Origin of the sequence: Bradyrhizobium sp. LHD-71, from assembly GCF_031157255.1 — a bacterium.
In the GTDB taxonomy this organism is placed as follows: domain Bacteria; phylum Pseudomonadota; class Alphaproteobacteria; order Rhizobiales; family Xanthobacteraceae; genus P52-10.
The window spans coordinates 198,117-222,176 of the sequence record NZ_JAVIFX010000001.1; the positions used below are offsets into that span (position 1 = coordinate 198,117).

The 24,060-nt window shown below is 62.5% G+C and carries 22 protein-coding genes; 10 read left to right on the plus strand and 12 right to left on the minus strand.

The window, feature by feature from the left end; genetic code table 11:
* Nucleotides 1-71: 71 nt before the first annotated feature.
* Nucleotides 72-1,148, plus strand: a complete 1,077-nt coding sequence (locus tag RCO31_RS00985; protein WP_308966301.1) for an acyltransferase — start codon at nt 72-74, stop codon at nt 1,146-1,148.
* A 6-nt stretch (nt 1,149-1,154) separates the two neighbouring features.
* Here RCO31_RS00985 and RCO31_RS00990 read toward each other — a convergent pair whose 3' ends face one another.
* The 4 genes from RCO31_RS00990 to RCO31_RS01005 all read right to left on the minus strand — a co-directional run bounded on the left by RCO31_RS00990 (nt 1,155) and on the right by RCO31_RS01005 (nt 3,388).
* Complete coding sequence (locus RCO31_RS00990) at nt 1,155-1,778, minus strand: MSMEG_1061 family FMN-dependent PPOX-type flavoprotein (RefSeq protein ID WP_308966302.1); 624 nt, start codon at nt 1,776-1,778, stop codon at nt 1,155-1,157.
* 64 nt (nt 1,779-1,842) lie between these two features.
* Nucleotides 1,843-2,298 (minus strand): tRNA (N6-threonylcarbamoyladenosine(37)-N6)-methyltransferase TrmO, encoded by a 456-nt coding sequence (gene tsaA / locus RCO31_RS00995; protein ID WP_308966303.1) that lies wholly within the window; start codon nt 2,296-2,298, stop codon nt 1,843-1,845.
* 20 nt (nt 2,299-2,318) lie between these two features.
* Nucleotides 2,319-2,663 carry an AzlD domain-containing protein gene (locus RCO31_RS01000; protein WP_308966305.1) on the minus strand — a complete coding sequence of 115 codons (345 nt, stop codon included), beginning with the start codon at nt 2,661-2,663 and terminating at the stop codon, nt 2,319-2,321.
* The gene (locus tag RCO31_RS01005) at nt 2,660-3,388 is read right to left on the minus strand and encodes an AzlC family ABC transporter permease (RefSeq protein WP_308966306.1); all 729 of its coding nucleotides are present in this window, start codon (nt 3,386-3,388) and stop codon (nt 2,660-2,662) included. The genes RCO31_RS01000 and RCO31_RS01005 overlap by 4 nt, the downstream gene beginning before the upstream one ends.
* Nucleotides 3,389-3,628: 240 nt before the next feature.
* Here RCO31_RS01005 and RCO31_RS01010 point away from each other — a divergent pair, with 240 nt between their 5' ends.
* Nucleotides 3,629-4,900, plus strand: coding sequence for a c-type cytochrome (locus RCO31_RS01010; protein WP_308966382.1), 1,272 nt, complete (start codon nt 3,629-3,631; stop codon nt 4,898-4,900).
* Between the two features lie 90 nt (nt 4,901-4,990).
* Here the strand turns inward: RCO31_RS01010 and RCO31_RS01015 are convergent, their stop codons facing one another.
* Both RCO31_RS01015 and RCO31_RS01020 read right to left on the minus strand, forming a co-directional pair.
* Complete coding sequence (locus RCO31_RS01015) at nt 4,991-5,809, minus strand: transglutaminase domain-containing protein (protein ID WP_308966307.1); 819 nt, start codon at nt 5,807-5,809, stop codon at nt 4,991-4,993.
* A 19-nt stretch (nt 5,810-5,828) separates the two neighbouring features.
* Complete coding sequence (locus RCO31_RS01020) at nt 5,829-7,250, minus strand: M20 family metallopeptidase (RefSeq protein WP_308966308.1); 1,422 nt, start codon at nt 7,248-7,250, stop codon at nt 5,829-5,831.
* Between the two features lie 507 nt (nt 7,251-7,757).
* On the opposite strand from RCO31_RS01020, the gene RCO31_RS01025 reads away from it, so the two are divergent.
* The 6 genes from RCO31_RS01025 (at nt 7,758) to RCO31_RS01050 (ending at nt 13,097) form a co-directional block, all read left to right on the plus strand.
* On the plus strand, nt 7,758-8,816 hold the full coding sequence (locus RCO31_RS01025; protein WP_308966309.1) for an ABC transporter substrate-binding protein: 1,059 nt from the start codon (nt 7,758-7,760) through the stop codon (nt 8,814-8,816).
* Between the two features lies 1 nt (nt 8,817).
* Complete coding sequence (locus RCO31_RS01030; RefSeq protein ID WP_308966310.1) at nt 8,818-9,762, plus strand: ABC transporter permease; 945 nt, start codon at nt 8,818-8,820, stop codon at nt 9,760-9,762.
* Complete coding sequence (locus RCO31_RS01035) at nt 9,752-10,594, plus strand: ABC transporter ATP-binding protein (protein WP_308966312.1); 843 nt, start codon at nt 9,752-9,754, stop codon at nt 10,592-10,594. Before RCO31_RS01030 ends, RCO31_RS01035 begins: the two co-directional genes overlap by 11 nt.
* A 73-nt stretch (nt 10,595-10,667) precedes the next feature.
* Nucleotides 10,668-12,209 carry an amidohydrolase family protein gene (locus RCO31_RS01040; RefSeq protein WP_308966313.1) on the plus strand — a complete coding sequence of 514 codons (1,542 nt, stop codon included), beginning with the start codon at nt 10,668-10,670 and terminating at the stop codon, nt 12,207-12,209.
* Nucleotides 12,210-12,369: 160 nt separating this feature from the next.
* Entirely contained in the window at nt 12,370-12,669 is a 300-nt protein-coding gene (locus RCO31_RS01045) for a hypothetical protein (protein WP_308966383.1), read from the plus strand.
* A complete protein-coding gene (locus RCO31_RS01050; RefSeq protein ID WP_308966314.1) occupies nt 12,669-13,097 on the plus strand; it encodes a PIN domain-containing protein in 429 nt (142 codons plus the stop codon). Before RCO31_RS01045 ends, RCO31_RS01050 begins: the two co-directional genes overlap by 1 nt.
* 138 nt (nt 13,098-13,235) lie before the next feature.
* Here the strand turns inward: RCO31_RS01050 and clpA are convergent, their stop codons facing one another.
* The gene (gene clpA, locus RCO31_RS01055) at nt 13,236-15,632 is read right to left on the minus strand and encodes an ATP-dependent Clp protease ATP-binding subunit ClpA (RefSeq protein ID WP_308966315.1); all 2,397 of its coding nucleotides are present in this window, start codon (nt 15,630-15,632) and stop codon (nt 13,236-13,238) included.
* A gap of 99 nt (nt 15,633-15,731) precedes the next feature.
* Nucleotides 15,732-16,064 carry an ATP-dependent Clp protease adapter ClpS gene (gene clpS, locus RCO31_RS01060; RefSeq protein ID WP_308966316.1) on the minus strand — a complete coding sequence of 111 codons (333 nt, stop codon included), beginning with the start codon at nt 16,062-16,064 and terminating at the stop codon, nt 15,732-15,734.
* A gap of 580 nt (nt 16,065-16,644) precedes the next feature.
* Between clpS and RCO31_RS01065 the strand changes: the two genes are divergently transcribed.
* Together RCO31_RS01065 and RCO31_RS01070 are read left to right on the plus strand one after the other, a co-directional pair.
* On the plus strand, nt 16,645-17,934 hold the full coding sequence (locus RCO31_RS01065) for a pilus assembly protein (protein WP_308966317.1): 1,290 nt from the start codon (nt 16,645-16,647) through the stop codon (nt 17,932-17,934).
* Between the two features lie 393 nt (nt 17,935-18,327).
* Nucleotides 18,328-20,304: a carbohydrate porin gene (locus RCO31_RS01070; RefSeq protein WP_374991401.1), complete on the plus strand. Its 1,977-nt coding sequence runs from the start codon at nt 18,328-18,330 to the stop codon at nt 20,302-20,304.
* A gap of 119 nt (nt 20,305-20,423) precedes the next feature.
* On the opposite strand, the gene RCO31_RS01075 is transcribed toward RCO31_RS01070, so the two are convergent.
* The 4 genes from RCO31_RS01075 to RCO31_RS01090 form a co-directional block, all read right to left on the minus strand.
* Nucleotides 20,424-20,798, minus strand: a complete 375-nt coding sequence (locus tag RCO31_RS01075; RefSeq protein WP_308966318.1) for a response regulator — start codon at nt 20,796-20,798, stop codon at nt 20,424-20,426.
* 204 nt (nt 20,799-21,002) lie between these two features.
* Nucleotides 21,003-21,650, minus strand: coding sequence for a response regulator transcription factor (locus RCO31_RS01080; RefSeq protein ID WP_308966319.1), 648 nt, complete (start codon nt 21,648-21,650; stop codon nt 21,003-21,005).
* Entirely contained in the window at nt 21,647-22,675 is a 1,029-nt protein-coding gene (locus tag RCO31_RS01085) for an ATP-binding protein (protein WP_308966320.1), read from the minus strand. Before RCO31_RS01085 ends, RCO31_RS01080 begins: the two co-directional genes overlap by 4 nt.
* Nucleotides 22,676-22,740: 65 nt before the next feature.
* Nucleotides 22,741-24,054, minus strand: a complete 1,314-nt coding sequence (locus tag RCO31_RS01090; RefSeq protein WP_308966321.1) for a nitrate/sulfonate/bicarbonate ABC transporter ATP-binding protein — start codon at nt 24,052-24,054, stop codon at nt 22,741-22,743.
* Nucleotides 24,055-24,060 lie beyond the last annotated feature (6 nt).

Below are 24,060 nucleotides of genomic sequence, written 5' to 3' on the forward strand. Positions count from 1 at the left end.
CGAGGCTACACCGCGCCAGAGCACGTCTGCCGCTCTGGCGTTTCCGCAAGGTTTTCACGACGGACCCGAACATGCGAAATGAATTGAACAGGAAGCGACTGGTTACGATATCCGTTGTTCAATTCTTCGCCAGCGTCTGCATCATGGTGCGGCACTATTCTTATTTTCTGGAGCCTTACTTCCCCGACGTCGCGACGGTGTTGGGACGGGTGACATTCAGCGACTATTTTTTCTGCTGCTCGGGCTTCCTGCTGCATTATGTCAACTTGAACAAGGACAGCGTCGCTGCCGGCCCGTTGGTCAAGAAGAGATTCTGGAAGCTCTATCCGCTCCATTTTGCCACCTGCCTGTTCTACATCGCCATCATCGTGATGACGGAGCGCATGGGCGGTCTCGGTGGTACGCGTTCCACATGGGAATGCGTCATCCCGACGGTGACGTTGACCCATGCACTGGGTACGCTCGACCAGCGCTGCATGAATTACCCATCGTGGTTCCTGAGCGCGCTGTTCGTCATGTATATCGCCTATGCGCCGCTCCATTTTCTCGTGCGAAAGGCAGGTGCATGGACGCTCGCCGTCATCATCATTGCTGCCGTGCTCATCTATGAAGTGGCTTACCGACTGGCCGGCCTTCCGCACTGGACCACGCTCACCTACGATTTGGGTGTCCTGCGCGGCATCCCGACATTTCTCGCCGGCATGCTGATCGCCGAATGCCTGCCGGCGATCAGGGACCGCGTCACGAGTTTCCTTCCCGCTTATGTGGTGTTCGTTGCGTCGCTTGCCGGAATGATGATCGGCATGGATCCTTTGATACCCTATGCCGTGCTCCAGGTCGGTCTGGTTGCCCTGCTCGCAGGCGCGGAACTGAACAACGCCAACAGCTTCCTGCGCAATCCTACACTCACGCCGGTGGGCGCCTGGTCGTTCCCTCTCTACCTGCTGCACGTACCGGTGGCGGCCGTGGTGATGAACTTCCTGTTCGTCCGCATCCTCCACGTCCAGGGCGGCATGGTCGTTGTCGCGATGCTGGTAACGGGGTTGGTTGCAGTCACCGCCTCTTATGTCGTCCATAAGCTGCAGGACGACTGGGGACCGAAATGGTGGACGACGCGGCGCTTCGGCTCGGCCTCGTCGTCACCCTGACGCGGTCTACGTGTTACTCCAGAGCCGCGTCGTGTAGCTCGCGGCAACTCTGTCGTCGATCTGCTTTTCAGCTGTCTGGTCGCCATCCATCCTCGGTGCAATCACCTTGCCGAACGAGATGCGTCTGGCCTCTCCCCACGAGTCTGGTTCCCAGAGCCGCGCCCGCAAGAACGCGCGTGCGCAGTGAAAGAAGCATCTTTCGATGTGGATGCGGATCGCCAGCAGCGCCGGCCGCTTCTCCGACCCGAGCCGCTGCAGCAGCTCGGTATCATCGAAGACCTCCGCCCGCCCCGAGACGCGCAAGGTTTCTCCGGTGCGCGGGCGCACGAAAATCAGGCCGACGCTTCCCATGGCAAGGATGTTTTGCAGGCCGAAGGCGAGATTGTTGCCCGCGCGCTCCGGCATCAGCAGCGTCTTGGCGTTCTCGATCTTGACGAAGCCCGGCTCATCGCCCTTGGGCGACACTTCGACCGCTCCAGCCTTGTCAGCCGTTGCCAGAAACACGAACGGACTGGTTTCAACGAACTCTCTTGCCTGCTCGTCGAGCTCCGGCAGAATCTTGAGCCTGGTCGTCGCGCGTGGCTCGGGGAGCACTTGCCTCAACTGCTCGACAGTCGTGATGCGCGCCATGTGGGCCTCCGCGGGCTGGACGGGGTTCCAGCGTAGCCGATATCGGCTGTCCCGTCAGCCGTCGTCATCCGGAATGAGGGCAGCGATCCGGCTTGATGTCGATCAAGGGGGTGCCATCCAGGCAATCGAGCCCGCGGACCGAGACGATATTGCCTTCGATGCCGACCAGTTTGACCTGCGACAGTCCCAGCGGATTGGGGCGTACTGGCGAGCGTAGCGCGAAGGTGCCTAGCGTCGTTCCATTGCTTCTCGGGCTTTGAGTCACGAGGTCGCGGCGCGACTGATGCAACCAGTAGATCACAAAAATTGTCTCAAATGCGTCGAGCCCCTTCAGGGCCGGCGCCCATTTGTCGAACACTTCGATGCGGCAAATGGGGCCGTCATCGCGTCCCTGCCGCGGCGTCTCGGCGCGGCTGGTCCAGGGCGTGTGCATCCGGCCGATAAACTCCAGGCCGGCGTCACCGGCGGCCGGCGGCGATACCGCGATCTCGCCGGCGCGGATTTCATTGATGTCGGCCATCGTGCAACTCCTTGCGTCAGCTAGGTCAACCACCATTTGCCGCCGAGCAATACCAGTTCCGCACCGATGACGCCGGCGAGCACCGAGCGACGAACCAGAAGATAGATCACAAAACCGGCGATGAAAGCCGAAAAACGCACCGGTGTCGGCACACTCGCAAGCGCGCCCGGCGGCACGATCAGCACCTGCATGATGACGCAGCCGATGATCGCAGTCGCAACTGCGCGCACCCAGACCAGGATTTCGGCGCCTTCGTCGATCTTGCGACCGGCAAGGAAACCGAACACCCGCCAGATCTCGTTCGGCAAAACGCCGACGATCAACAGCATCCACAACGCATGCCAGTCGCCGATGAAGCTGCTCACCGGCTTGCTCGCAGGCGGTGCACCGCGTAGGCGATCGTGCCGGCCGCCACGCCGGCGATCAGCATATCGACACCGGTGTTAAGCAGGGTCGCCAGCGGCAGGAAGACAATGCCAAGCGCAAGGGCAAGCCGGTCCATCAGCATCCTGCTGTTGCTCGCCGTCGTCAGAAGGAAGCTGATCGGCGTCAGGAACAGCACCGCGGCGCCGAACAGCGGCGGTAGTATCGCCGCAAGATTGTAACCGACCAATGTCGAGACAGTCGTCGCGCCGAGCACGCCGATGCCGAGCCCATTGACGAAGGCGATCCGACGTTCGCGCGGCACCGACGGCACCAGCCGCATGCTCTCCACCCAGACCGTCACCGCGACGAAGTGCGTAGGCAGGATCAGGTGCCAGGACTTCGTGTTCGGACCGCGCAGCATCGGCAGCAGCGCCACCACCATCGGCAGCAGCCGGATCGCGCTGAGGGAGACTGCGACAGCGGCCTGCACCGCGGTGCCGCCGCTGCCGAGGGCGGTCAAAAGGATCATCTGTGCAGGCGCCGCCCACACCAGCGCGGTGGCCAGAATGGCCCAGAGCGGGCTGAAATTCAGGTCATGCGCCAGCGCGCCGACGCCGAGATAGGTCGCAAACAGCGTGTAGGTCAGTATCGTTTTGAACGCCGCCAGCACGCCTTTGCCGAAGGCGTGCTGCGAACTCGACCACGGCGATTCGGCTTTATCCATATGCGTCACATCGGCATGACGCAGGCGGAACCGCCCGCCGTCAAGATCGAGCCGATGCAGATTGCGACATGCAGCTCTTCTCGGACTGCAATAGGCCGCCACCTACAGAAACGTTATCGCGGTTCGCATGCCGCGGCGCTTTAACGGCGGCCGCGTTCATGCTTCGATGGAGGCCGACGGCAAGGGTAATGGAGCCTGGCGGTGTTGCATGCTGGTCCGCGCAGCTGGGATCTCTGCAGTCTGCCGGCTCTTGCAGCCTTGGCGCTGTGGCTCGGGACCAATGCTGCGCCGGCCCAGCTTCGCGGCCACGGCGGCCCGGTCCGGGCGCTGACAATTTCCAAGGATGGGACGACGCTGCTGTCCGGCAGCTTCGACGGCAGCGCGATCCGCTGGTCGCTCACGCGCGAGGCCGCCGAGCAGGTGCTCCGCTTTCACGACGATGCGGTGAATGCCACCGCCCTGTTCAAGGACGGACGCGCCGCAACCGCCGGCGCGGACGGTCGGATCGCCATCTGGAGCCCCGGCAGGGCGCAGCCTGACAAGGTGCTGGAAGGCCACACCGCGCCGGTCGCCGCGATCGCGCTCTCGCCCGACGGCGCGACACTGGCCTCTGCGTCATGGGATCATACCGTGCGGCTGTGGCCGGTCGCCGGCGGCGCGCCGCGCGTGCTTGAAGGGCATACGCAGAACGTCAACGGCATAGCCTTCACCGCCGAAGGTGGCGCACTGGTCACGGCAAGCTACGATCTGACGGTCCGCATCTGGCCGCTTGACGGACGCGCGCCGTCCATCGTCACGCTGCCGGCGCCGCTCAACGCCGTGACCGTTGCCGATGACGGCGAGATTGCAGCCGCAGGCGCCGACGGAAAGGTCCATTTCCTGACGCGCGCGGGCGAAGTGAATGGCGAGGTTGCACTTGGGCCGGCCCCCGTGGTGACGATCGCATTGTCGCATGATGGCGCGATGATCGCTGCCGCCGATATTCGTGGATCCGTGGCAATCGTCGAGCGCAAGTCGCGCACCCTGGCGCGCAGGCTGGTCGGCGCGGATCGTCCGCTCTGGTCGCTTGCATTCCTGCCCGACAACGTGACGCTGCTCACCGGAGGCACCGACGCATTGATCCGCCGCTGGAATGCGCTCACCGGTGAACCGCTTGGCGCAACCGTTCAGCAAGGTTCGGCCGATCCGCTCGCGGCGCATGCGGGCGATCGGGGCGCAGAAATCTTCCGCGCCTGCATCGCCTGTCACACGCTGGCACCCGACCAGGGCAACAGGGCCGGTCCGACGCTTGCCGGCGTTTTCGGACGGCGGATCGCGACCTTACCTGGCTACAACTTCTCTGAGCCGCTCAAGAAGCTCGACATCATCTGGACGCCGGAAACGGTGTCGAAGCTGTTCGAGGTGGGGCCTTCGACCTACACGCCCGGAACCAAGATGCCTGAGCAGGTGATCTCCTCTGCGGAGGACCGCAGAGCGTTGGTTGAATTTCTTCAACGCGTGACGAAGCGCTGAGTTCACACGATGGCGCGGCTACATCGCGCACAGCCGCGCAGGAAAAATCGAGGTGTCGGACTCGACGCGTGATTGACGGTTACGTCGCCCTCAAGATGCGATCCAAGGCGGGATGCCGCGCCTGAGCGGCTGTGCGGGATGCGCAGCGATCGCGTCAGCCTCTCGCTGCTCGTCGTCACTCAGCTGCTGATGCCGAGCAACAGCATCGCGCCAGGTATCCCAGTCTGATACCTCGGCCCCGTTCAGGGCATAGTGATCGCGTATGACATTGACGCGAACGAACCACAGGCCGCCGATTGTCCCGTGGCCGAACATGTTCGGGTCGTCCTGCCCCAAACGGCACCGGCGCCACGCTTCGCCGGCGCTGATGAACATGTCTTCCGCAATATCCGTCACGTCGAAATCGATCTGCAGATGCTTGGTCAATACATCGTCCAGTTGCGCGTCGATCCTTCGCCAGCGGCGCTCCCTCGGCATCCAAGCTTGGCAGATCCAGTGGTCCTCCCAGCGCCTCTCGTAGAAATAGGCGGCAAATCCGCAGCGCACGCGGGCCAGAATGCCTTTGTGCCGGAGCAGACCGCAGAGCATCACCGCAAAGTCACGGCAGGTGCCCGGCAAGCGTGCCTTCGGCGATCGCTGGCGCCCGAGCGGTTCCGAGGCGGTGGCTGCGAGCCGACGCAGACGGTCTGAAAGCGGCAGCGTTTGTCGAGATGCGCTGGCAAGGTCGCTCTGCGTCAAATCGTAAGCCGATATCCATGACGTATGGATAAGGGCACCCTGGACGACCCTGCAAAGCCCGGCGATGTCATCCGGCAGCCCGTCAAGCGAAGAGGCTCCGCTGCCTGGATCGGTCATCGCCGTCTGGCGCAGCCATCGTTCTCGGTCCGGCAACGATCCGTCAGGCGTCACTGAAACTTCCACCGTTCGATTACTCCGCCGCCTGGTGCAGAACCGGAGGCTTGGTTTCGCCCGGCAACGGCGATTTATAAGCGAATGTTTTCGTCCGCTGGATGAAATCGGCTTTCGCCTCCGACAGCAGCGCCGGATCGCGCAGGCAGTCCAGCGCGGTCGCGGCCATCGCCTTCGCGGCATGCGCCATGCCTTTGTGCGCGGCCGCAGCCTTGCCCTGCGCGGCCATCTGCCACGAATGCGGCGGCGTGCCGATGGCATAGGTCGAGCCGTAGGCCTGCACGGTCGGCACCACCCAGCTCACGTCGCCAACGTCGGTGGAACCGCGAAGCTGTGCGCGCGGGGAATCTGCCGGCACCACCTGCTCGCCGAGCACCGCGTCGGACGGCTGCACCCCGAAGCGTCTGTGGGCGGTGGCGATATCCTCGTCCTGGAACGTCGCCCGCATCTGTTTGGCGAATGCGCGGTCCTTGTCGTCGAACGACACCGGCCCGAGATGCTGCAGGTTCGCCTGCATCGCCTTCTCCAGCGGCGAATTGCCGAGCAGGTTGCTCATCGCGCTGACAACCTCAGACGTCACCGTCGTCTCGGTCATCAGCGCGGCGCCCTCGGCAACCTTCTTCACCCGCTCAAAAATGTTCCACATGGTCGGCAGCTCGATCGCCCGCATCATGTGACGGACTTTGGCGCGCGCCTGTACGACATTCGGCGCGATGCCGCCGGAATCCATGATGGCATAGTGAATGCGCGCGTCGCTCGGCACATGCTCGCGCATGTAGTTGACACCGATATTCATCAGTTCCACGGCATCGAGCGCGCTGCGGCCGAGATGCGGTGCCGCCGCCGCATGCGACGAACGGCCGACGAAGGTGAAATCGGCCTGGATCATCGACAGGGAGTTCGCGACATTCAGCGCCATGAACGGCGCCGGGTGCCAGGAAATCGCGATATCGACGTCGTCGAACGCACCCTCGCGCACCATGAACGCCTTGCCGGAGCCGCCCTCTTCTGCCGGACAGCCATAGTACCGCACGCGGCCCTTGAGGCCGTTCTTGGCGAGGTAGTCCTTGATGGCAGTCGCGGCCAGCATTGCACCGGCACCGAGCAGGTTGTGCCCACAGCCGTGGCCCGCGCCACCCGACTCGATCTCCCGCCGCTCGGCGACGCCGGCTTCCTGGCTGAGCCCGGGCAACGCGTCGAATTCGCCAAGAATGGCGATCACCGGGCCGCCTTCCCCCGCTTCGCCCATCACCGCTGTCGGCAGACCGCCGCAATTCTGAGTGACGCGAAAGCCCTCGCGCTCCAGCGCCTGCTTGTGCAGGGCCACCGACTTGAACTCGCCAAAGCATGTCTCGGGCACCGCCCAGACATCGTCGGCGAGCTTCTCGAAAGCCGTCTTCTTCGTGTCGACGAACGACCAGATCTCTTCAGTATTGCGCATGGCGTTTCCTGACTTCCCAAGTGCAAGTGCAGCTTGTTCTTTCGGCACATCACGCAAACAAAACGGCAGGCCGTCAAGCCGACAGGCGGCCATACCCGTCATGCTGGCTTTGAAGCCGGGCGGCTGTGCTTGCGGCATCGCCTGGCATCCACGTCATTTCACGAGCCGCGCAAGCCTTCGAAGGTTCGGGTGGCATGGGCCTTGCTTGAGATTTTCTCAGCGCAGCATCGCTCGTGCGATCGCTTCTGGTTGGCGTGCCGTTCAGCCGTTGGGGGATTGCGATGATCCCGATCATCAGCGGCACCGGCGTGGCTGCGTCGGTGCGAAGATCAAGTTCGTGTGGCGCTCGCTTTGCGGGACCTCGGCGTCTTGTGCGCACGATTTCGGCTGAGTGCTTTTCATTATCGCAGTCGCGTCCAGCCGCAAGCCGCCAGCCACTACCGGTGATGCGCGCTGCGGACGCCCTCACCCCATGGCCACCCCGTCGCAACCAGGGAGACAACCGACATGTGTGATCGTCACGGATGCATGCATCTGCCAAATTTTAAGGCGCTGGATTTCACGAAGCGCCGTTTCCTGAGGGCGGCCGGCGCAGCCGCGCTCACCGTCGCCGTCGGCCCGGCATTGCTGGGGTCGCCCGCCATGGCGGCGAGCGGCTTGAAGTCGACGCATGGCACTGGCTTCTGCAACATGAACATTTTCTTGGCGCACGCGATGCAGTTCTCGAAGGAGGACGGCGTCGAGTTGCAGTTCATCAATACGCCGACCTTCGCCGAGCAGGTCACCTTTCTCGGCATCGGCCAGGTCGATGTCGGCTTGATGCCCTATACGAGCTTCATGGCGCTCTTCAATGCCGGCGCGCCGGTGAAGATCGTGGCCGGCGGCGGCATCGAAGGTTGCGTCATCGTTTCCCAGCCGGGCCTGGATTCCCCTGAGAAGCTGAAGGGCAAGACGCTGGCGACCTTCCAGCTCGATACCCTGGAAGTGATGCCCTACGACTGGTTGAAAAAGCACGGCGTCGCTTTCAAGGATGTCACGGTGCGCTATATGGGCTCGACGCCAGAGGCGGTGGAGGCGTTCAAGGCCGGCGCGGTCGACTGGATCTGCACCATCGAACCCTACGGCACCGCATTGCTGAACGACGTCAAGGGCTCCCACAAGCTCTCCGACGGTCGCGACATCTACGGCGCGGGCTACACCGACTGCGTCCTCGCCTGCCGTTCGAACCTGATTCAGGACAACCCCGCCGGTCTCAAGGCGCTCATCAAGGGCATGATGAAGGCCCAGCTCATGGGCGAGACCCAGCAGGAAGAGACGCTGAAGAAGGTTGTTGGCACCTACTACAAGACTTCGATGGAAAACGCGGCCCTCGCCATGGGCAAGCAGCCGGCCGTGGTCGATGCCCGCAGCCAGACCGACTTCATCCTCGAACGCACCGAGAGCCTGGTCGAGATGGGCTACATCACCAAGAAGCCGACGCGGGACGCCATCGATTGGAGCCTGCTCGAACAGGTCATTGCCGAGAACAAGGAGCTTCACGGCAAGCTCAAGCGCAAGGCGGCGTGAGATGACGATCGTCGTCTCTTCGTCGGACACGCGAAGCCTTGCGAAAGGCACGGCCAGCGGTCTGCGGCCGCCGGCGCCACGCCGCTCCGCGCGCATGCGGGCTCTCGCGCCAATCCTGTCACGCATTGGCTGGGCGATGGCTTCGATCGGTCTCTTCGCCGGGCTGTGGGAGCTGCTCTGGCTGGTCGGTTTGGCCGATCCGAAACTCCTGCCGCCACCCCATGTCTTCCTCGGCAACTTCGCCGACCAGGCCAAGTTCTTCAACACGGCGACGCGCTGGCAGATCGGCGTCGCTGCGAATGCCGGACCTTCGCCCTTCCAGGCGGTGATGATCACGGTCGGCGCCACCGGGGGCCGCGTCATCGCGGGGCTGATCATCGCCTCGGTGCTCGCAATCACGCTCGGCGTGCTGGTGCGCTATTTCGCGCTGGTGGAAAAGCTCGTCCTGCCCACAGTGACGCTGCTGTCACCGGTCTCTCCGATCGCCTGGCTGCCGGTGGCGATCTTCGTCTTCGGCATCGGTAATGCGCCGGCGATCTTCATGGTGGTCGTCGCACTCTTCTTCCACATGGTGCTCTCGACCATCACCCAGATCGACGGCGTCAACCGCAACCTTATCAACGTGGCGCGCACCATGGGCGCCACCAAATGGCAGATCTACAAGCGCGTGATCGTGCCGGCCATTCTGCCTGGCCTGCTGATGGTGCTGAGGCTCAACATGTTCGGCGCCTGGATGGTCGTTCTGATCGCGGAATCCACCGGCGTCGGTTTTGGGCTCGGCCAGGTCATCACCATGGCGCGCAACACCTTCAACCCCTCGCTCGTCTTCTTCACGATCGCCCTGATCGGCCTGCTCGGCTTCCTGTCCGACTGGCTGCTGCGGCTGGTGCAGAAACGGCTTCTCTACTGGGTGCCGCAAGCGACTGGAGGATTGCGTGGTCTCTGATATCAAACCTCATTCTTCCGCGGATTTTCATTCCTCCAACCACGCCGTCGCCTGCCGTGGCGTGTCCAAGGTCTGGAACGAAGACACGCCACGTGCCCATGAGGCGTTGCGCGACATCGATCTCGACATCAGGCCGGGCGAATTCGTTGCCTTCCTCGGCCCTTCCGGTTGCGGCAAGAGCACCCTGCTCTACCTGATCGCCGGACTGGAGGACACGACCGGCGGCGAAATCCGCTCGTTCGACGAGCGGGTTTCGACACCTTCGCCTGACCGCAGCCTCATCTTCCAGGAAACCTCGCTGTTTCCCTGGCTGACGGTCTGGCAGAACGTCAGCTTCGGCCTTTCCATCCGCGGCATGGGCGCGGACGAGCGCAAGGATATCGCCCGCAAGGCCTTGCAGCGCGTTGGCCTCGCCGAGGCCATGGACAAGCGTCCCGACGAGCTGTCCGGCGGCATGCGCCAGCGCGTCGCCGTCGCCCGCGCGCTGACCATGCGGCCGAAAGTGCTGCTGATGGATGAGCCCTTTGCAGCGCTCGACGTGCAGACACGCCAGAAGATGCAGGATTTCCTGCTCGACGTCTGGCAGGACAGCGGCGCCTCGGTTCTGTTCGTCACGCATCATATCGACGAAGCGGTCGCCCTGGCCGACCGGGTGGTCGTCTTCACGGCGCGGCCCGGGCGGATCAAGACCATCGTCCAGAATGACCTGCCGCGGCCACGCGACCTGTTCTCGCGCGAGGCGGAAGGTTTGCGCAGGCAGCTCACCGAGCTTCTGCGCGACGAGGTTGACCGCGCCTTCGCCGAGCAGGAGGCTCTGCGAGAGACGGCCTGAGCTTCAGATCGATAGCAACCACTTCGGTCGGATTCCCGATCCGACCATAACCCTTCACGAGGAACGCCAGCGCATGTCCACGACACTCGTCCGCAGCAAGACCATGATCACCGGAGTCGACGGCCGCACCGCCTGGGACCAGATCGACGACGGCGCGCTCCTGCAGGAAGACGGCATCATCGTCGCCATCGGCACCTATGATGACCTGAAGCGCAAATATCCGACCGCGCCGGTCGTCGGCACCGGCAACGAAATCGTCGTTCCGGGTTTCGTCAACGGCCATCATCATATCGGGCTGACGCCGGTCCAGCTCGGCTCACCCGACATGCCGCTCGAGCTCTGGTTCATCACCCGGCTCGTGATCCGCAGCCTCGACCTCTATCTCGATACGCTCTATTCCGCCTTCGAGATGATCGGCTCGGGCATCACCACGGTCCAGCATATCCATGGCTGGATGCCCGGCACGCTGGCCGACATCGAAGCCAAATCCAACGAGGTGATCCGCGCCTACGAGGATATCGGCATGCGCGTCTCCTACTGCTACGCGGTGCGAGACCAGAACCGCCTCGTCTACCAGGCCGACGAGGATTTCGTCGCCAGTCTGCCCAAGGAGCTGCAGGAGCCGATGAAGCGCTATTTCGGGCGCTTCAAGACCAATCTCGAAGAGAGCATGGCCCTCTTCACCTCCCTCCATGGTCGCCACCAGAACAAGTCGCGGGTCAAGATCCAGCTCGCTCCCGCCAATCTGCACTGGTGTTCGGACAAGGCGCTCGCCGCGCTGTCCGAGACCTCGAAGAAATACAACGTGCCGCTGCACATGCATCTGCTCGAGACGGCCTACCAGAAGGAATATGCGAAGCGGCGCGGCGGCGGCACCGCAGTCGACTATATCGAGCGCTTCGATCTGCTGAGCCCACGCCTGACGCTCGGCCACGGCGTCTGGCTCAACGAGAACGACATCGACAAGATGGCTGCGGCCGGCGCCTGCGTCTGTCACAATTGCTCGTCGAACTTCCGCCTGCGTTCGGGCGTGGCCGCGCTCAACCGCTTCGAGGCCAAGGGCATCAACACCGCCATCGGGCTCGACGAAGCCGGCCTCAACGACGATCGCGACATGCTGCAGGAGATGCGGCTCGTGCTGCGCGCCCACCGCGTGCCGGGCATGGACGATCTCGACGTTCCGACCATGGCCCAGGTGCTCCGCATGGCGACAGTTGGCGGCGCCAGAACGACCCCCTACGGCGGTTCGATCGGCACGCTCGAAGTCGGCAAGGCCGCCGATCTCTCGCTGCACGACTGGAAGCAGATCTCATACCCCTATCTCGACGAGGAGACGCCGCTGCTCGACGCCGTCATTCAGCGCGCCAAGAGCTCCGGCGTCACCGCCGTGATGTGCGATGGGGAGGTCATCTATGCCGACGGCAAGTTCACCAAAATCGACCGCGACAGCGCACTCAAGGCGCTGCACGACGACCTTTCCAAGGCCTTGGCCGATGACGAGGTCGAGCGGCGCAACCTCTCCAAGGCGCTGCTGCCGCATGTGCGCAAATTCTACGCCGACTATATCGACCCCCGCACACACGAGCCCTTCTACCGGCCGAGCTCGATGGTCTGAGCGGATCGGGCCCGTCGCCCAGCCAATCGCTGATCGCTATCGATAGGATCGTGAGCGCGACCTTCCCCGCGCTCGATACGTGCAGCCACGTTCCCGAGCCTTTGAACCTTGCCGAAAGGACATTCGCTGGTTATATTACTGGATATATCAGGAGGCAGCCATCAGCAAAGCTCAGCGACGCGCTATCGAGAACTACCGATCTCGTCTCGGCAAGCGCGGGCTGGCGCGCTTTGAGGTTTTAGGCCGCAACGCTGATCGCGATCTGATCCGATCCCTGGCAAGGCGACTGGCGGAAGACACGCCTGAGGCATCGGAGCTACGTGCCACTGTCAGGAAGTCGATTGCCCGCGAGCCTCCCCGCAAAGGTGGCATTCTCGCCGCGCTTCGACGTTCTCCGCTTGTCGGCGCCGATCTCGACCTGAAACGCCCACATGAAGAAGGGCGCAAGGTCGACATCTGATGCGCCTCCTGCTCGATACGAACATCATCAGCAACGTCACCAAGCCGACACCCTCCGCGGCGCTTCTGGCGTGGATGGCTGAGCAGACGGACCAGGACCTTTACATTTCCTCACTGACCGTGGCGGAGATTTGCCGCGGCGTGCTTGAAAAGCCGGCCGGCAAGCGCCGGCGCGAGCTCGAAGCATGGTTTTCCGGCCCCGAAGGTCCGCAAGCGCTGTTTGCGGGCCGTGTGCTTCCCTTCGATGAGAAAGCCGGCCTCGCATGGGCCAAGCTGATGGCCGACGGTACAGCGCGTGGACGTCCCCGCAGCGCCCTCGATACCATCATCGCCGCAATCGCCGAGGCAAATGACTGCGTTGTCGTTACCGCCAACGAAAAGGATTTCGAGGGCATCGAAGTCATCAATCCGCTCAGGGCGACCAGCTAGCCACGGCAGCCCAATCTCTGCTGCCGCACCCGGTCGCACGAGCCCTGCCGGCCGAGCCCGATAGTCTGAGCCGCAAACGAAACGGCCGGCAGTCGCGCAGACTGCCGGCCGTTACGGTATAAGCAATACTAGAGAGCGTCAGGCCTTCACCAGCGGTCCCTTCGTGCCTCCCGATGGGCCATCGCCCTTCGGCTTCTTCGGTGCGGCGCGCTTTCTTGCGCCGGGCAGCTTCTCGGGCTTCGGCGTCACCGGGCCCTCGACGAACTCGAAGCCGAGCTTGTCCTCGTTCTTCTCTTCGTCCTTGACCACGACGACGCGCACGTGTCCGCCGCCCTTCAGCTTGCCGAACAGCACCTCGTCGGCGAGCGGCTTCTTGACGTATTCCTGGATCACCCGGGCCATCGGCCGCGCGCCCATCTGCTGGTCGTAACCGCGGTCGATCAGCCAGGCCTTGGCCGGTTCCGACAGCTCGATGGTCACGTCGCGGTCGGCGAGCTGCGCCTCGAGTTGCAGCACGAACTTCTCCACCACCATGCCGATCACGTCGGTGTTGAGGTGGGCGAACGAGACAATCGCGTCGAGCCGGTTACGGAACTCCGGCGCGAACTGCCGGCTGATCGCCTCCGCGTCGTCGCCTTCCCGCTTGTTGCGAGTGAAGCCAAACGCCTGCCGCGCCAGGTCGGCGGCGCCCGCATTGGTCGTCATGATCAGGATGACGTTTCGGAAGTTCACCTGCTTGCCGTTGTGGTCGGTGAGCTTGCCGTGATCCATGATCTGCAGCAGCACGTTGTACAGGTCAGGGTGCGCCTTCTCGATCTCGTCGAGCAGCACCACGCAGTGCGGATGCTGGTCCACGCCATCGGTCAGAAGGCCGCCCTGATCGAAGCCGACATAGCCCGGAGGTGCGCCGATCAGCCGCGATACCGTGTGCCGCTCCATGTATTCCGACATGTCGAAACGCAGGAGCTCGACACCGAGCGAGCTCGCCAGTTGCTTGGCGACTTCGGTCTTGCCGACGCCGGTCGGTCCGGAGAACAGATAGCAGCCGATCGGCTTCTCCGGCTCACGAAGGCCCGCGCGGGCCAACTTGATCGACGCGGACAGCGCCTCGATCGCCTTGTCCTGGCCGAACACCGCGCGCTTCAAGGTCTGCTCCAGGTGCTTCAGCACCTCGGCGTCATTCTTCGAAACGCTCTTCGGCGGAATTCGCGCCATCGTCGCGATGGTGGTCTCGATCTCCTTGATGCCGATGGTCTTCTTGCGCTTGTTCTCCGGCAACAGCATCTGCGCCGCGCCGGACTCGTCGATCACGTCGATCGCCTTGTCGGGCAGCTTGCGGTCATGGATGTAGCGCGAGGAGAGCTGCACCGCCGCCTCCACCGCCTCGTTGGTGTATTTCAGCTTGTGGTAATCCTCGAAGTAGGGCTTCAGCCCCTTCAGGATGGCGATCGCATCCTCGACCGTCGGCTCATTGACGTCGATCTTCTGGAACCGGCGCACCAGTGCGCGGTCCTTCTCGAAGTGCTGGCGATACTCCTTATAGGTCGTCGAGCCCATGCAGCGGATCGAGCCTGAGGCGAGCGCGGGCTTGAGCAGGTTCGAGGCGTCCATCGCCCCGCCCGAGGTCGCACCTGCGCCGATCACCGTGTGGATCTCGTCGATGAACAGGATCGCATTCGGATGCGCTTCCAGTTCCTTGATCACCTGCTTCAGCCGCTCCTCGAAGTCGCCGCGATAGCGGGTGCCCGCCAGCAGCGTGCCCATGTCGAGCGAGAACACCGTGGCTGCGGAGAGCACATCCGGCACTTCCGAATCGACGATGCGCTTGGCGATGCCTTCGGCGATCGCGGTCTTGCCGACGCCGGCGTCGCCGACGAACAGCGGATTGTTCTTCTGCCGGCGGCAGAGGATCTGGATCGCGCGGTTGATCTCGGCGTTGCGGCCGATCACCGGGTCGATCTTGCCCTCGCGCGCCTTCTTGTTGAGGTTGATGCAATAAGCTTCGAGCGCGTCGCCCTTCTTCTTGGCGTCCTCGCCCGGCTTGCTTTCGTTCTCTTCCTCGGTGCCGCGCACGGGGCGTGCTTCAGACGCGCCCGGCCGCTTGGCAATGCCGTGGCTGATATAGTTGACCGCGTCGTAACGGGTCATGTCCTGCTCCTGCAGGAAGTAGGCCGCATGGCTCTCGCGCTCGGCGAAGATCGCCACCAGCACGTTGGCGCCGGTCACCTCCTCGCGGCCGGAGGATTGCACGTGGATTACTGCGCGCTGGATCACGCGCTGAAAGCCGGCGGTCGGCTTCGAGTCCTCGCCACCGTCGACGACCAGGTTTTCGAATTCGGTCTCAAGATAGTTGACCAGGCTCCCGCGCAGCTTGTCGAGATCGACATTGCAGGCGCGCATCACGGCCGCAGCGTCACTGTCGTCGAGCAACGACAGCAGGAGGTGTTCCAGCGTGGCATACTGGTGATGACGTTCGTTGGCGATCGCCAGCGCACGGTGCAGGGATTGTTCTAGGCTCTGGGAGAAAGTCGGCATTCGAGTCCCTTTTGGCCCCCGCCAATTTCAAGTGTGACATGGCCCCAGAGGTTCCATGCGCTGATTGAAACAAAACGCTTTTCGGCGTCGTGCTTCAGGCTACTTCTTTTCCATAACGCATTGCAAAGGATGTTGATGCTTGCGCGCAAAATCCATGACCTGCGTCACTTTGGTCTCGGCGACCTCGTATGTAAAAATACCGCACTCGCCGATCCCGTGCTGATGGACGTGGAGCATAATCTTGGTCGCCGTCTCCACATCCTTGTGGAAGAACCGCTCGATGACATGAACGACGAACTCCATCGGCGTGTAGTCGTCGTTCAGGATAAGGACGCGGTACAGGCTCGGCCGTTTCGTCTTCGGCTTGACCTTGGTGATGACGGACGTTCCCGGACCGCCCGGCGTGCCGGGCCGGCCCTCGTCGTTGCTCATCTGGGGCATTTCCGCCGATGAGATCTTGGGTTTTGCAGAACGGAGCGAGGCGAACGTCTGGACCATGGCAGAAAAGCGAAGCATCCCCTTGACGAGCAGTTGCGACGAACCCAATGAGGCCCATCCCCTGGCCATCATAAAGTCCGTACACCCCGGATTCCAGAGCGAGAGTGGCCTTTGGCAGTGTAAGGAGGGGCCCCCTCGCGGTTGAAATCCTCTAATTTTCCATATGGGTTCGCGGCGGGCCGGCCGCAACGGGCCATCTCTGCCGGCCGATCGCCCTGTTTTTGCGCTCGGGCAATCGCAATCCTCAGTTAATGGAAACGGGACGCCGGGCCACAAAAGGGTCGGCCCCCGTTCAGGATCCGTTGGCGATATTCATTGAAGATTGCATTCGAGCCAAAAAACACGTCGCCATTTACTCAATTCGGCTATCGGATTTACCACCCCTTCACGCCTGAAACCTACCGATCGGTTCCATTGCCGACGACTAGGTGCAGCTATGACGCTCCAGCGGATTGTGAATGGTTTGGGGGGCGTTTGCGCCCGTTTTGTCCGCAGTGAGCGGGGCAATGTGGCGATGATGTTCGCTGTCACGCTGCCGGTTCTGCTGACCGCCGTCGGCGCGGCGATCGATTACAGCCGGGCGGTCAATGCTCGCTCGGCGATGCAGGCGGCGGTCGACGCCACGGCGCTGATGATCTCCAAGGAGGCGTCGAGCCTCAACCCGGAGGAGATCACCACCAAGGCGCATGCCTACTTCAACGCACTCTATACGCATTCCGAAGTCGCTGACGTCAGCTTCAACGCCACCTACACCCCCAACGCAGGCAACGGCGCCAGCGTCGAGGTGATCGCGTCGGGCTCGGTGCAGACCGACTTCATGAAGTTTGCCAGTATAACCGACATGCCGATCAATGTCGCCTCCACCACCAAGTGGGGTAACATCCGCTATCGCATCGCTCTGGCGCTCGACAACACCGGCTCGATGTCCAGCGCCAGCAAGATGGAGGAACTGAAGAAGGCCGCCAACAAGCTGATCGGCGACTTCTACGACATGGCGACCACAAACGAGGACGTCTACATCTCGATCGTGCCGTTCGCTAGAGATGTGAACATCGGCACTGACAAGAAGGATGCGAACTGGATCCGCTGGACCGAATGGGACAACGACAACAAGAAGAAAGTCTGCACCAAGTCGCAATACACGACGAAGCGGAAGTGTGAGGACAACGGGGGAACTTGGAATACGGTCACTGCTCCTCACACCGATTGGAATGGTTGCGTGATGGATCGCGACCAGGATTTCGACACCACCAACACGCCGCCGGATCCTGCAGTCACAGCCACCATGATCCCCGCTTGGCAGTCCGAGGCCTGTCCGACTGCCATGATCGGCATGACTTCGGTGAAAGCCTCGAAACAGACGCTGCTCGACAAGATCAGCGCCATGCGGCCGAACGGCAGCACCAATCAGGGGATCGGCATGTTCTGGGCGTGGCTCACCCACGCAAACGCGGGCCCATTCCCGACACCTTCCAAGGATTCGACCTACGTGTATCAGGACGTGATCATCCTGCTTACCGACGGTCTGAACACCGAGAACCGCTACGATGGCGACGGACGAAATCATTCGACACGGGTCGACGCTCGGCAAGCGCTTCTTTGCACCAACGCGCGCGCGCAAGGCATCAAGATCTTTGCGATCCAGGTCGCAACCGATCGCGATCCCGTATCGACAGTGACGAAGAACTGTGCCAGCGAGCCAGACAATCCGAACTACTTCAGCCACATCACCCAGGCGTCGCAGATGACAGTGAAGTTCCAGAACATCTTCAAGGAGCTTGCGAAGCTACGCGTCGCAAAGTGACGACGTGAAGCAATCAAGCGATACCGGCTCCTCCGTGGAGCCGAGACCTGGCATTCCCGGGCTTCTCTTGCCGCCCGAAATGCGAGCGCCGCACGGTCCACGCACACCCGCACAACCCACCGCAAATATACGACCGTATACCGTCCTTATGCTGCAGCAGCTTTGACCGCCCCGCTGCGAATGTGAACAGTGAGCGCGGCTCGTCGCCGTAGTAGCTAGCCTGAAGCTGTTCAGATGACGGCCCCGGCTCTGACGCACTGGCGGCAGGCCGGGGGCAGCGGAATGTAATCGGTCTGGGGATGGCGCCGCTCGCCGTGCGACAGGCTCGCAACAGGTTTGTTATGATCATCGGATATCGGCGCCGATAGACCGCGCTTGGGGATGTGGCATCGGATGAAGAACGCAGTGTCCGAAATCGGGATCAAATGCTTGATCCTGAGCGCCTTGGGAACAGGCCCCGCGCTTGCCGCCGACGCCATGAGAGCCCCCTCGCCCAGCTTTGGATGGCAGGGCCTTTATCTTGGCGGGCACGTCGGCTACGGCGCGGGCACCTTCGGTCGCGACACACAGCCGCTGCCCAGCCAGGGCGTCTTTTTTCCGCACAGCCTCACCGGCATGATCGGCGGCTATCAGGCCGGCTACAACTGGCAGCTCTCGAGCAATGTCATCTTTGGGCTCGAGGCCGATATCTCGTTCACGAGCCCGCTCGACCGTCCTCCGCTGCAGCCGGCGCCATTCAATACGACATTCGATTATTTCGGCACGGCGCGCGGCCGGATCGGCTACGCGTTCGGGACGCTGCTTCCTTACATCACCGGCGGGCTTGCGTTCGCCGGGACACATGTCGACCTCAACGATGCCACGGGCGAACCGCTCGTGAGGCGCAGCCGCACACATCTCGGTTGGGCCGTCGGCACCGGCGTCGAGGTCGCGCTGCGAGATGGCTGGTCGGCCAAGCTCGAATACACCTATTTGAATTTCGGGGTGCAGACCTATGGGCTGGCCGACCTCGCTCTGCCGGACGTGCGCGTCGCACCTGACATCCACACCGTTCGCCTCGGGCTGAACTACAAGATCTGGGATGCGCGCGCCGCGGACGGTCAGACGATACGCCCGCTGACATTGCCCGAGGGAGGTGACTGGAACGTCCACGGCCAGACGACGCTGATCGCTCAAGGGTACCCGTCGTTCCGCTCCCCCTATCAGGGGCCCAACAGCCTGCCCGGCGGAGGACGCGGCCGCGAGACCTGGACCGTCGGCGCATTCCTCGGATGGCGCCTGTGGGAAGGTGGCGAACTCTATTTCGGACCCGAGCTTGCGCAAGGGTTCGGCATCGGCAACTCGCTGGGCCTCGCCGGCTTCTCCAACGGCGAAGCGCAGAAGGGCGGCGCGGAGTATCCGAAGTTCAGACCTCAGCGCTATTTCTTTCGGCAGACGTTCGGCCTTGGCGGCGAGCAGGAAACGGTCGCAGATGCCATCAATCAGCTGCCGGGAAAGCGCGACGTCGATCGCATCACCATCAACATCGGGCGCTTTGCCGTGGGCGATTTCTTCGACGGCAATTCTTACGCCAAAGACCCACGCGTCGATTTTCTCAACTGGTCGATGTGGGCTGCGGCGGGATGGGATTTTCCGGCCGACCTGCCGGGCATGACGAGAGGCGCCGTCATCGAGCTCAATCGCAAGGACTGGGCCATTCGGGCTGGCGCGTTCCAGGTGCCATCAGCGCCGAACAGCGACGTGCTCACCTTCGACACGGGAGGCGTCGTCGTCGAGTTTGAGGAACGCCACACGATCTTCGGCCAACCGGGCAAGCTGCGCGTCGGCGTATTCGCAAACCGCGGCAATACGGCGAATTACCGCGAAACGGTGGCGCTTGCCGCCATCGAACCCGAACTCGACATCGACGACATCAAAGTCGCCAACCGGCGCGACCGCTCCAAGTACGGCGTCTACGCCAACCTCGAACAGCAGATCATAACTGACGTCGGTTTGTTCGCCCGTGCGAGCTGGAACGACGGCCGCAACGAGATCCTGTCGTTCACCGACATCGACCGCAGCATTTCAGGCGGCCTGTCGATCAAGGGAAGCCATTGGGGCCGTCCGATGGATACGTGGGGTATCGGCGGCGCCGTGAACGGGCTTTCGCAAGCCCACCGCGAGTTCCTGGCGGCGGGCGCCACAGGCCTCCTGATCGGCGACGGCCGGCTGAACTACGCTCATGAGCGCATCTTCGAGACCTTTTACTCGATCGGGCTGTGGACCGGGGCCGCGTTGACCGCCGACTACCAGTTCATCACAAACCCGGCCTACAACGCCGATCGTGGCCCAGTTTCCATTTTTACGGGACGCTTCCACGCGGAGTTTTGACTTAACGCATCATCCACTCCGACCGGGATCATGGCTCGAAACGGGATGCCTTGCCTGGATCCACACTGCGCGCCAGCGCTTCGCTGGTTGTTGAAACGACAGCAGCGCTAACGACAGTGCTAAAGAGCGACTTCAAGCGCGGCATCGATACGGCTGATCAGATCCTCCTCGCTGAACGGCTTCGTCAGATAGGCAATCAATCCAGACTTCAGTGCCTGCGCTTTGACTCCCTCGTCCGGATAAGCGGTGATCAGGATCATTGGAATGGCGTGGCCGGATGCAATCAGGCGCGCGTAGAGTTCGAGGCCACCGATGCCAGGCATTTGAACGTCGGCAATCAAGCATCTTGTGCTCCGGAGCGCGTCGGATTTAAGAAATGTCTCTCCGTCTGGAAATGCTTCGACGCCGAAACCGAGCGAATTCATGAGATCGACGGTCGCTTCGCGTACCGATTGATCGTCGTCGACGATAGAGATGACCGCTTGCGTTGGCATCTTGCCCTGCCATGATCAATGTCGACCCACTCGCCGCGCCTTGCTGGCAACCAATACTCCTGGACGCGCTGAAGGTCAGGAGCGCAAGGGGATAGCGACGCTATACGGCCGTATATCACTAGCCGCGCTTACCGACTCCGTTCGAAGTCGCCTGCATCCCGGCCGCGACGAGCTCTCGACCATCCGCATCCCGACAGGTGCTGGCTAACCAGTCCTGACGACGCTCTTGAGCCTATCGGCCAGTCGGACAAGTTCAGCCAAGGATTTCGCCCGCATCTTCCGCATAATGCGACCGCGTCTGACCTTCACCGTAATCTCGCTCAAGCCAAGTTCCGCCGCGATCTGCTTGTTGAGAAGACCAGTGACGACAAGCGCCATGACCTTTCGTTCACCCTCCGTCAGCTCAGCAGATCGCAGCCGAAGATCGGCCATGGCCGCCGCTTCCTGGCGTCTGACGCGGTCATGTTCGATTCCAAGCTGGATCGCATCGAGCAACTCTTGATCGCGAAACGGCTTGGTCAGGAACTCGATCGCGCCACCCTTCATCGCTCGCACGGTCATCGGAATATCGCCATGGGCGGTAATGAAGACGATCGGTATATCGATGTTCAGTCTGGCCAACTCGCGTTGAAGGTCGAGGCCGCTCATACCCGGCATCCGGATATCGAGGACAAGGCACGCCGGGACGTCGGGACGCTCGCCCTGCAAGAAGTCGTCAGTCGAAGCAAAGGATCGTCCCTCCAGTCCAACCGACGCGAGGAGGTCTTCCAGGGCGTCGCGTACGGAGGGATCGTCATCAATGACGAACACCAGCGGCCGCTCACCCTGGGCAATGGCAGCTCCCTGGTTCATGCCACTGTCTTTCCTTCAATCGGAAGCGTGAACTGAAAGACGGCACCGCGCGGGGTCCCTGTTTCCGCCCACAATCGTCCGCCATGCATTTCGACAATCGAACGGCTGATCGTTAATCCAAGACCCATGCCCTCTCGCTTGGTCGTGTAAAAGGCATCGAAAAGTCGTGCAATTTTTCCTGCTTCCAGCCCGCCACCGGAGTCGTGAATCGCTACGATGGCACTGCCGGTCCCGTCCCTCACGGTTCTGATCAACAATTGTCGCGGCCCGTCGGCACTCATGGCTTCGATGGCATTGATGGTCAAATTCAGGATCACTTGCTGCAGTTGAATGCGATCTGCCAACGCCAACGGTATATCCTCTGCAAGCTGCATTTGCAGCGAAATGCCGCTCTTTTCGATTTCGCTGCGCGTCAGGGCGAGCGTCTCCAGTATCACGTCATTTATACTGAGCCATTTTCGCTCCTCCGGTGGCGCTCTCTTCGCGAGACCGCGAATCCGGCCGATAATGTCGCTCGCTCGATTTGCGTCCCTGAGCATTCGTTCGACGGCCTGCTTGGCCTTTTCGAGATTGGGAGGCTGAGCCGACAGCCAGCGCAAACAGGCGTTGCCGCTGGTGACGACACCGGTGATCGGTTGATTGACCTCATGGCCTATGGATGCCGTCAGTTCGCCCAGAGTCGTCACGCGAGCGACGTGCGCTAGCTGCGCGCGAGCTTCGTGCACCGCGGCCTTCGCTGATTCGATTTTCAGAGCCAGATAGGTCGTGGCCCCGATAGCTGAAATGCTGATGATGCAGTTGATCAACCCGGACTGTAGCGAACCGGTGCGCGTCAGAGCGAAGCTCAGGACCGTTAGCGCCACGCATCCCGCAAAGACCAGCCAAACACCGCGTGTGCGACAGAAATTCAAGGATAGCAGCACGACAGCGACATAGAAGACAGCAACGGCGATCTCCAGATCGGTCGCAGTATCCGCAACGAAGATCGCCGCAGCCAGTAAGGCCGTGGTGATCGGCGGGATCATCGACGGAGACGTCGCCCAGAAATGCCGGCTGGATCGCACGTGATCTCACCTCCCCTTAGGTCGCATCAAGCCGGGTTCTCAAGCGTGAATACGTCGGCCTCTTCGTCATAGGCGAAGTACTCGGCATAGCGTGCCCAGCTGGTGACGGCCTTCACGGTCTCGGCTGCGTAGTCTTCCGACATATGGTCCTCGAGTTCATCCCGAAAACGCCGCGCCGGGGCCTGATGACTCGACCGCTCGTCGAGAACACGGCGGATGTGCGCGGCAAGCGGAACATAGGTTGCCAGTTGCTGGGCAAACAGGCGCTTGCGTTCGTCGACATCGCTCGTTGCAAAGCGCATACCGGCGGCCGTCAGGCGGATATCGCCCTCCTCCAGCTCTGCAAATCGCAGGAGCTGCAAAGTCTCTGCGATCGGAAAGAGGTCGTCGACCTCGAGCTGCAGACCTGCTGCGAGCGGCGGCAGATCGGCGTGTCCGCGGTAGGGTTCAGCCGCCACGGTTTCGATCAGCCCGGCAAGCCGGTTGGACGACACGCGCGGCAGAACCATGGCGATGCCCGTGCCGGGAAAGAAACCATCGCGCGCCGGCGTACCCGATTTCATCGTCATCCGCGCATAGACGTCGTCCACAAGTTTTCGAAACGCAGGGTCGAGGCGATTGCGCGGCTGCGGCAGCTCGATCCGGATTTCGGCGACGACACGCCCAGGGTTGGATCCAAAGATGAGAATGCGATCGCACATCAACACCGCCTCTTCGATGTTGTGGGTGACCATCAGGATCGACTGCATCGGCATGCGTCCTTCCGCCCACAGGTCGAGCAGATCGGTGCGCAAGGTCTCGGCCGTCAGGACGTCCAGGGCCGAGAACGGCTCGTCCATCAGCAGGACCTTGGGATGCACGACCAGCGCCCGCGCCAGCCCGACCCGCTGACGCATGCCGCCGGAGAGCTCCTTGGGATAGGCACTCTCGTAACCATCGAGGCCGATCAGGTCGATCGCAGCCAACGCCGGCCGGCGGCGTTCGGCGGGTGCGAGCCCGCGAGCTTCTAGCCCCAGCTCGACGTTCTGCAGAACGGTCAGCCAGGGGAAGAGCGCAAAGCTTTGGAACACCAGCGCCATGCCGGCGGGCGGGCCCGTCACCGGCGCGCCCTCGAACGCAATCCTGCCATCGCTCGGCCGAATGAGACCCGCGATCGCGCGCAGGAGCGTCGACTTGCCGCTTCCCGAGCGGCCAAGCAAACCGACGATTTCGCCCGGCCGAAGAGTCAGGTCGACGTTATCGAGAACGACGAGCCGACCCGAAGCTCCCTTGTCGTAGGTTTGACATACGCCTTGCACCGAGATGAGAGGCACATCGTTGACAGAGCGGGCGGCGTCCATGGCATT

Bases quoted from the DNA above. Each gene is read 5' to 3' on its own strand.
- RCO31_RS01085 (WP_308966320.1), bottom strand. From the start codon at position 22,675: ATGATCCCGCCGATCACCACGGCCTTACTGGCTGCGGCGATCTTCGTT.
- clpA (WP_308966315.1), bottom strand. From the start codon at position 15,632: ATGCCGACTTTCTCCCAGAGCCTAGAACAATCCCTGCACCGTGCGCTG.
- RCO31_RS01050 (WP_308966314.1), top strand. From the start codon at position 12,669: ATGCGCCTCCTGCTCGATACGAACATCATCAGCAACGTCACCAAGCCG.
- RCO31_RS01005 (WP_308966306.1), bottom strand. From the start codon at position 3,388: ATGGATAAAGCCGAATCGCCGTGGTCGAGTTCGCAGCACGCCTTCGGC.
- RCO31_RS01030 (WP_308966310.1), top strand. From the start codon at position 8,818: ATGACGATCGTCGTCTCTTCGTCGGACACGCGAAGCCTTGCGAAAGGC.
- RCO31_RS01040 (WP_308966313.1), top strand. From the start codon at position 10,668: ATGTCCACGACACTCGTCCGCAGCAAGACCATGATCACCGGAGTCGAC.
- RCO31_RS01080 (WP_308966319.1), bottom strand. From the start codon at position 21,650: ATGAACCAGGGAGCTGCCATTGCCCAGGGTGAGCGGCCGCTGGTGTTC.
- RCO31_RS01020 (WP_308966308.1), bottom strand. From the start codon at position 7,250: ATGCGCAATACTGAAGAGATCTGGTCGTTCGTCGACACGAAGAAGACG.
- RCO31_RS00990 (WP_308966302.1), bottom strand. From the start codon at position 1,778: ATGGCGCGCATCACGACTGTCGAGCAGTTGAGGCAAGTGCTCCCCGAG.
- RCO31_RS01065 (WP_308966317.1), top strand. From the start codon at position 16,645: ATGATGTTCGCTGTCACGCTGCCGGTTCTGCTGACCGCCGTCGGCGCG.
- RCO31_RS01025 (WP_308966309.1), top strand. From the start codon at position 7,758: ATGTGTGATCGTCACGGATGCATGCATCTGCCAAATTTTAAGGCGCTG.
- tsaA (WP_308966303.1), bottom strand. From the start codon at position 2,298: ATGGCCGACATCAATGAAATCCGCGCCGGCGAGATCGCGGTATCGCCG.
- RCO31_RS01070 (WP_374991401.1), top strand. From the start codon at position 18,328: ATGAAGAACGCAGTGTCCGAAATCGGGATCAAATGCTTGATCCTGAGC.
- RCO31_RS00985 (WP_308966301.1), top strand. From the start codon at position 72: ATGCGAAATGAATTGAACAGGAAGCGACTGGTTACGATATCCGTTGTT.
- clpS (WP_308966316.1), bottom strand. From the start codon at position 16,064: ATGAGCAACGACGAGGGCCGGCCCGGCACGCCGGGCGGTCCGGGAACG.
- RCO31_RS01075 (WP_308966318.1), bottom strand. From the start codon at position 20,798: ATGCCAACGCAAGCGGTCATCTCTATCGTCGACGACGATCAATCGGTA.
- RCO31_RS01090 (WP_308966321.1), bottom strand. From the start codon at position 24,054: ATGGACGCCGCCCGCTCTGTCAACGATGTGCCTCTCATCTCGGTGCAA.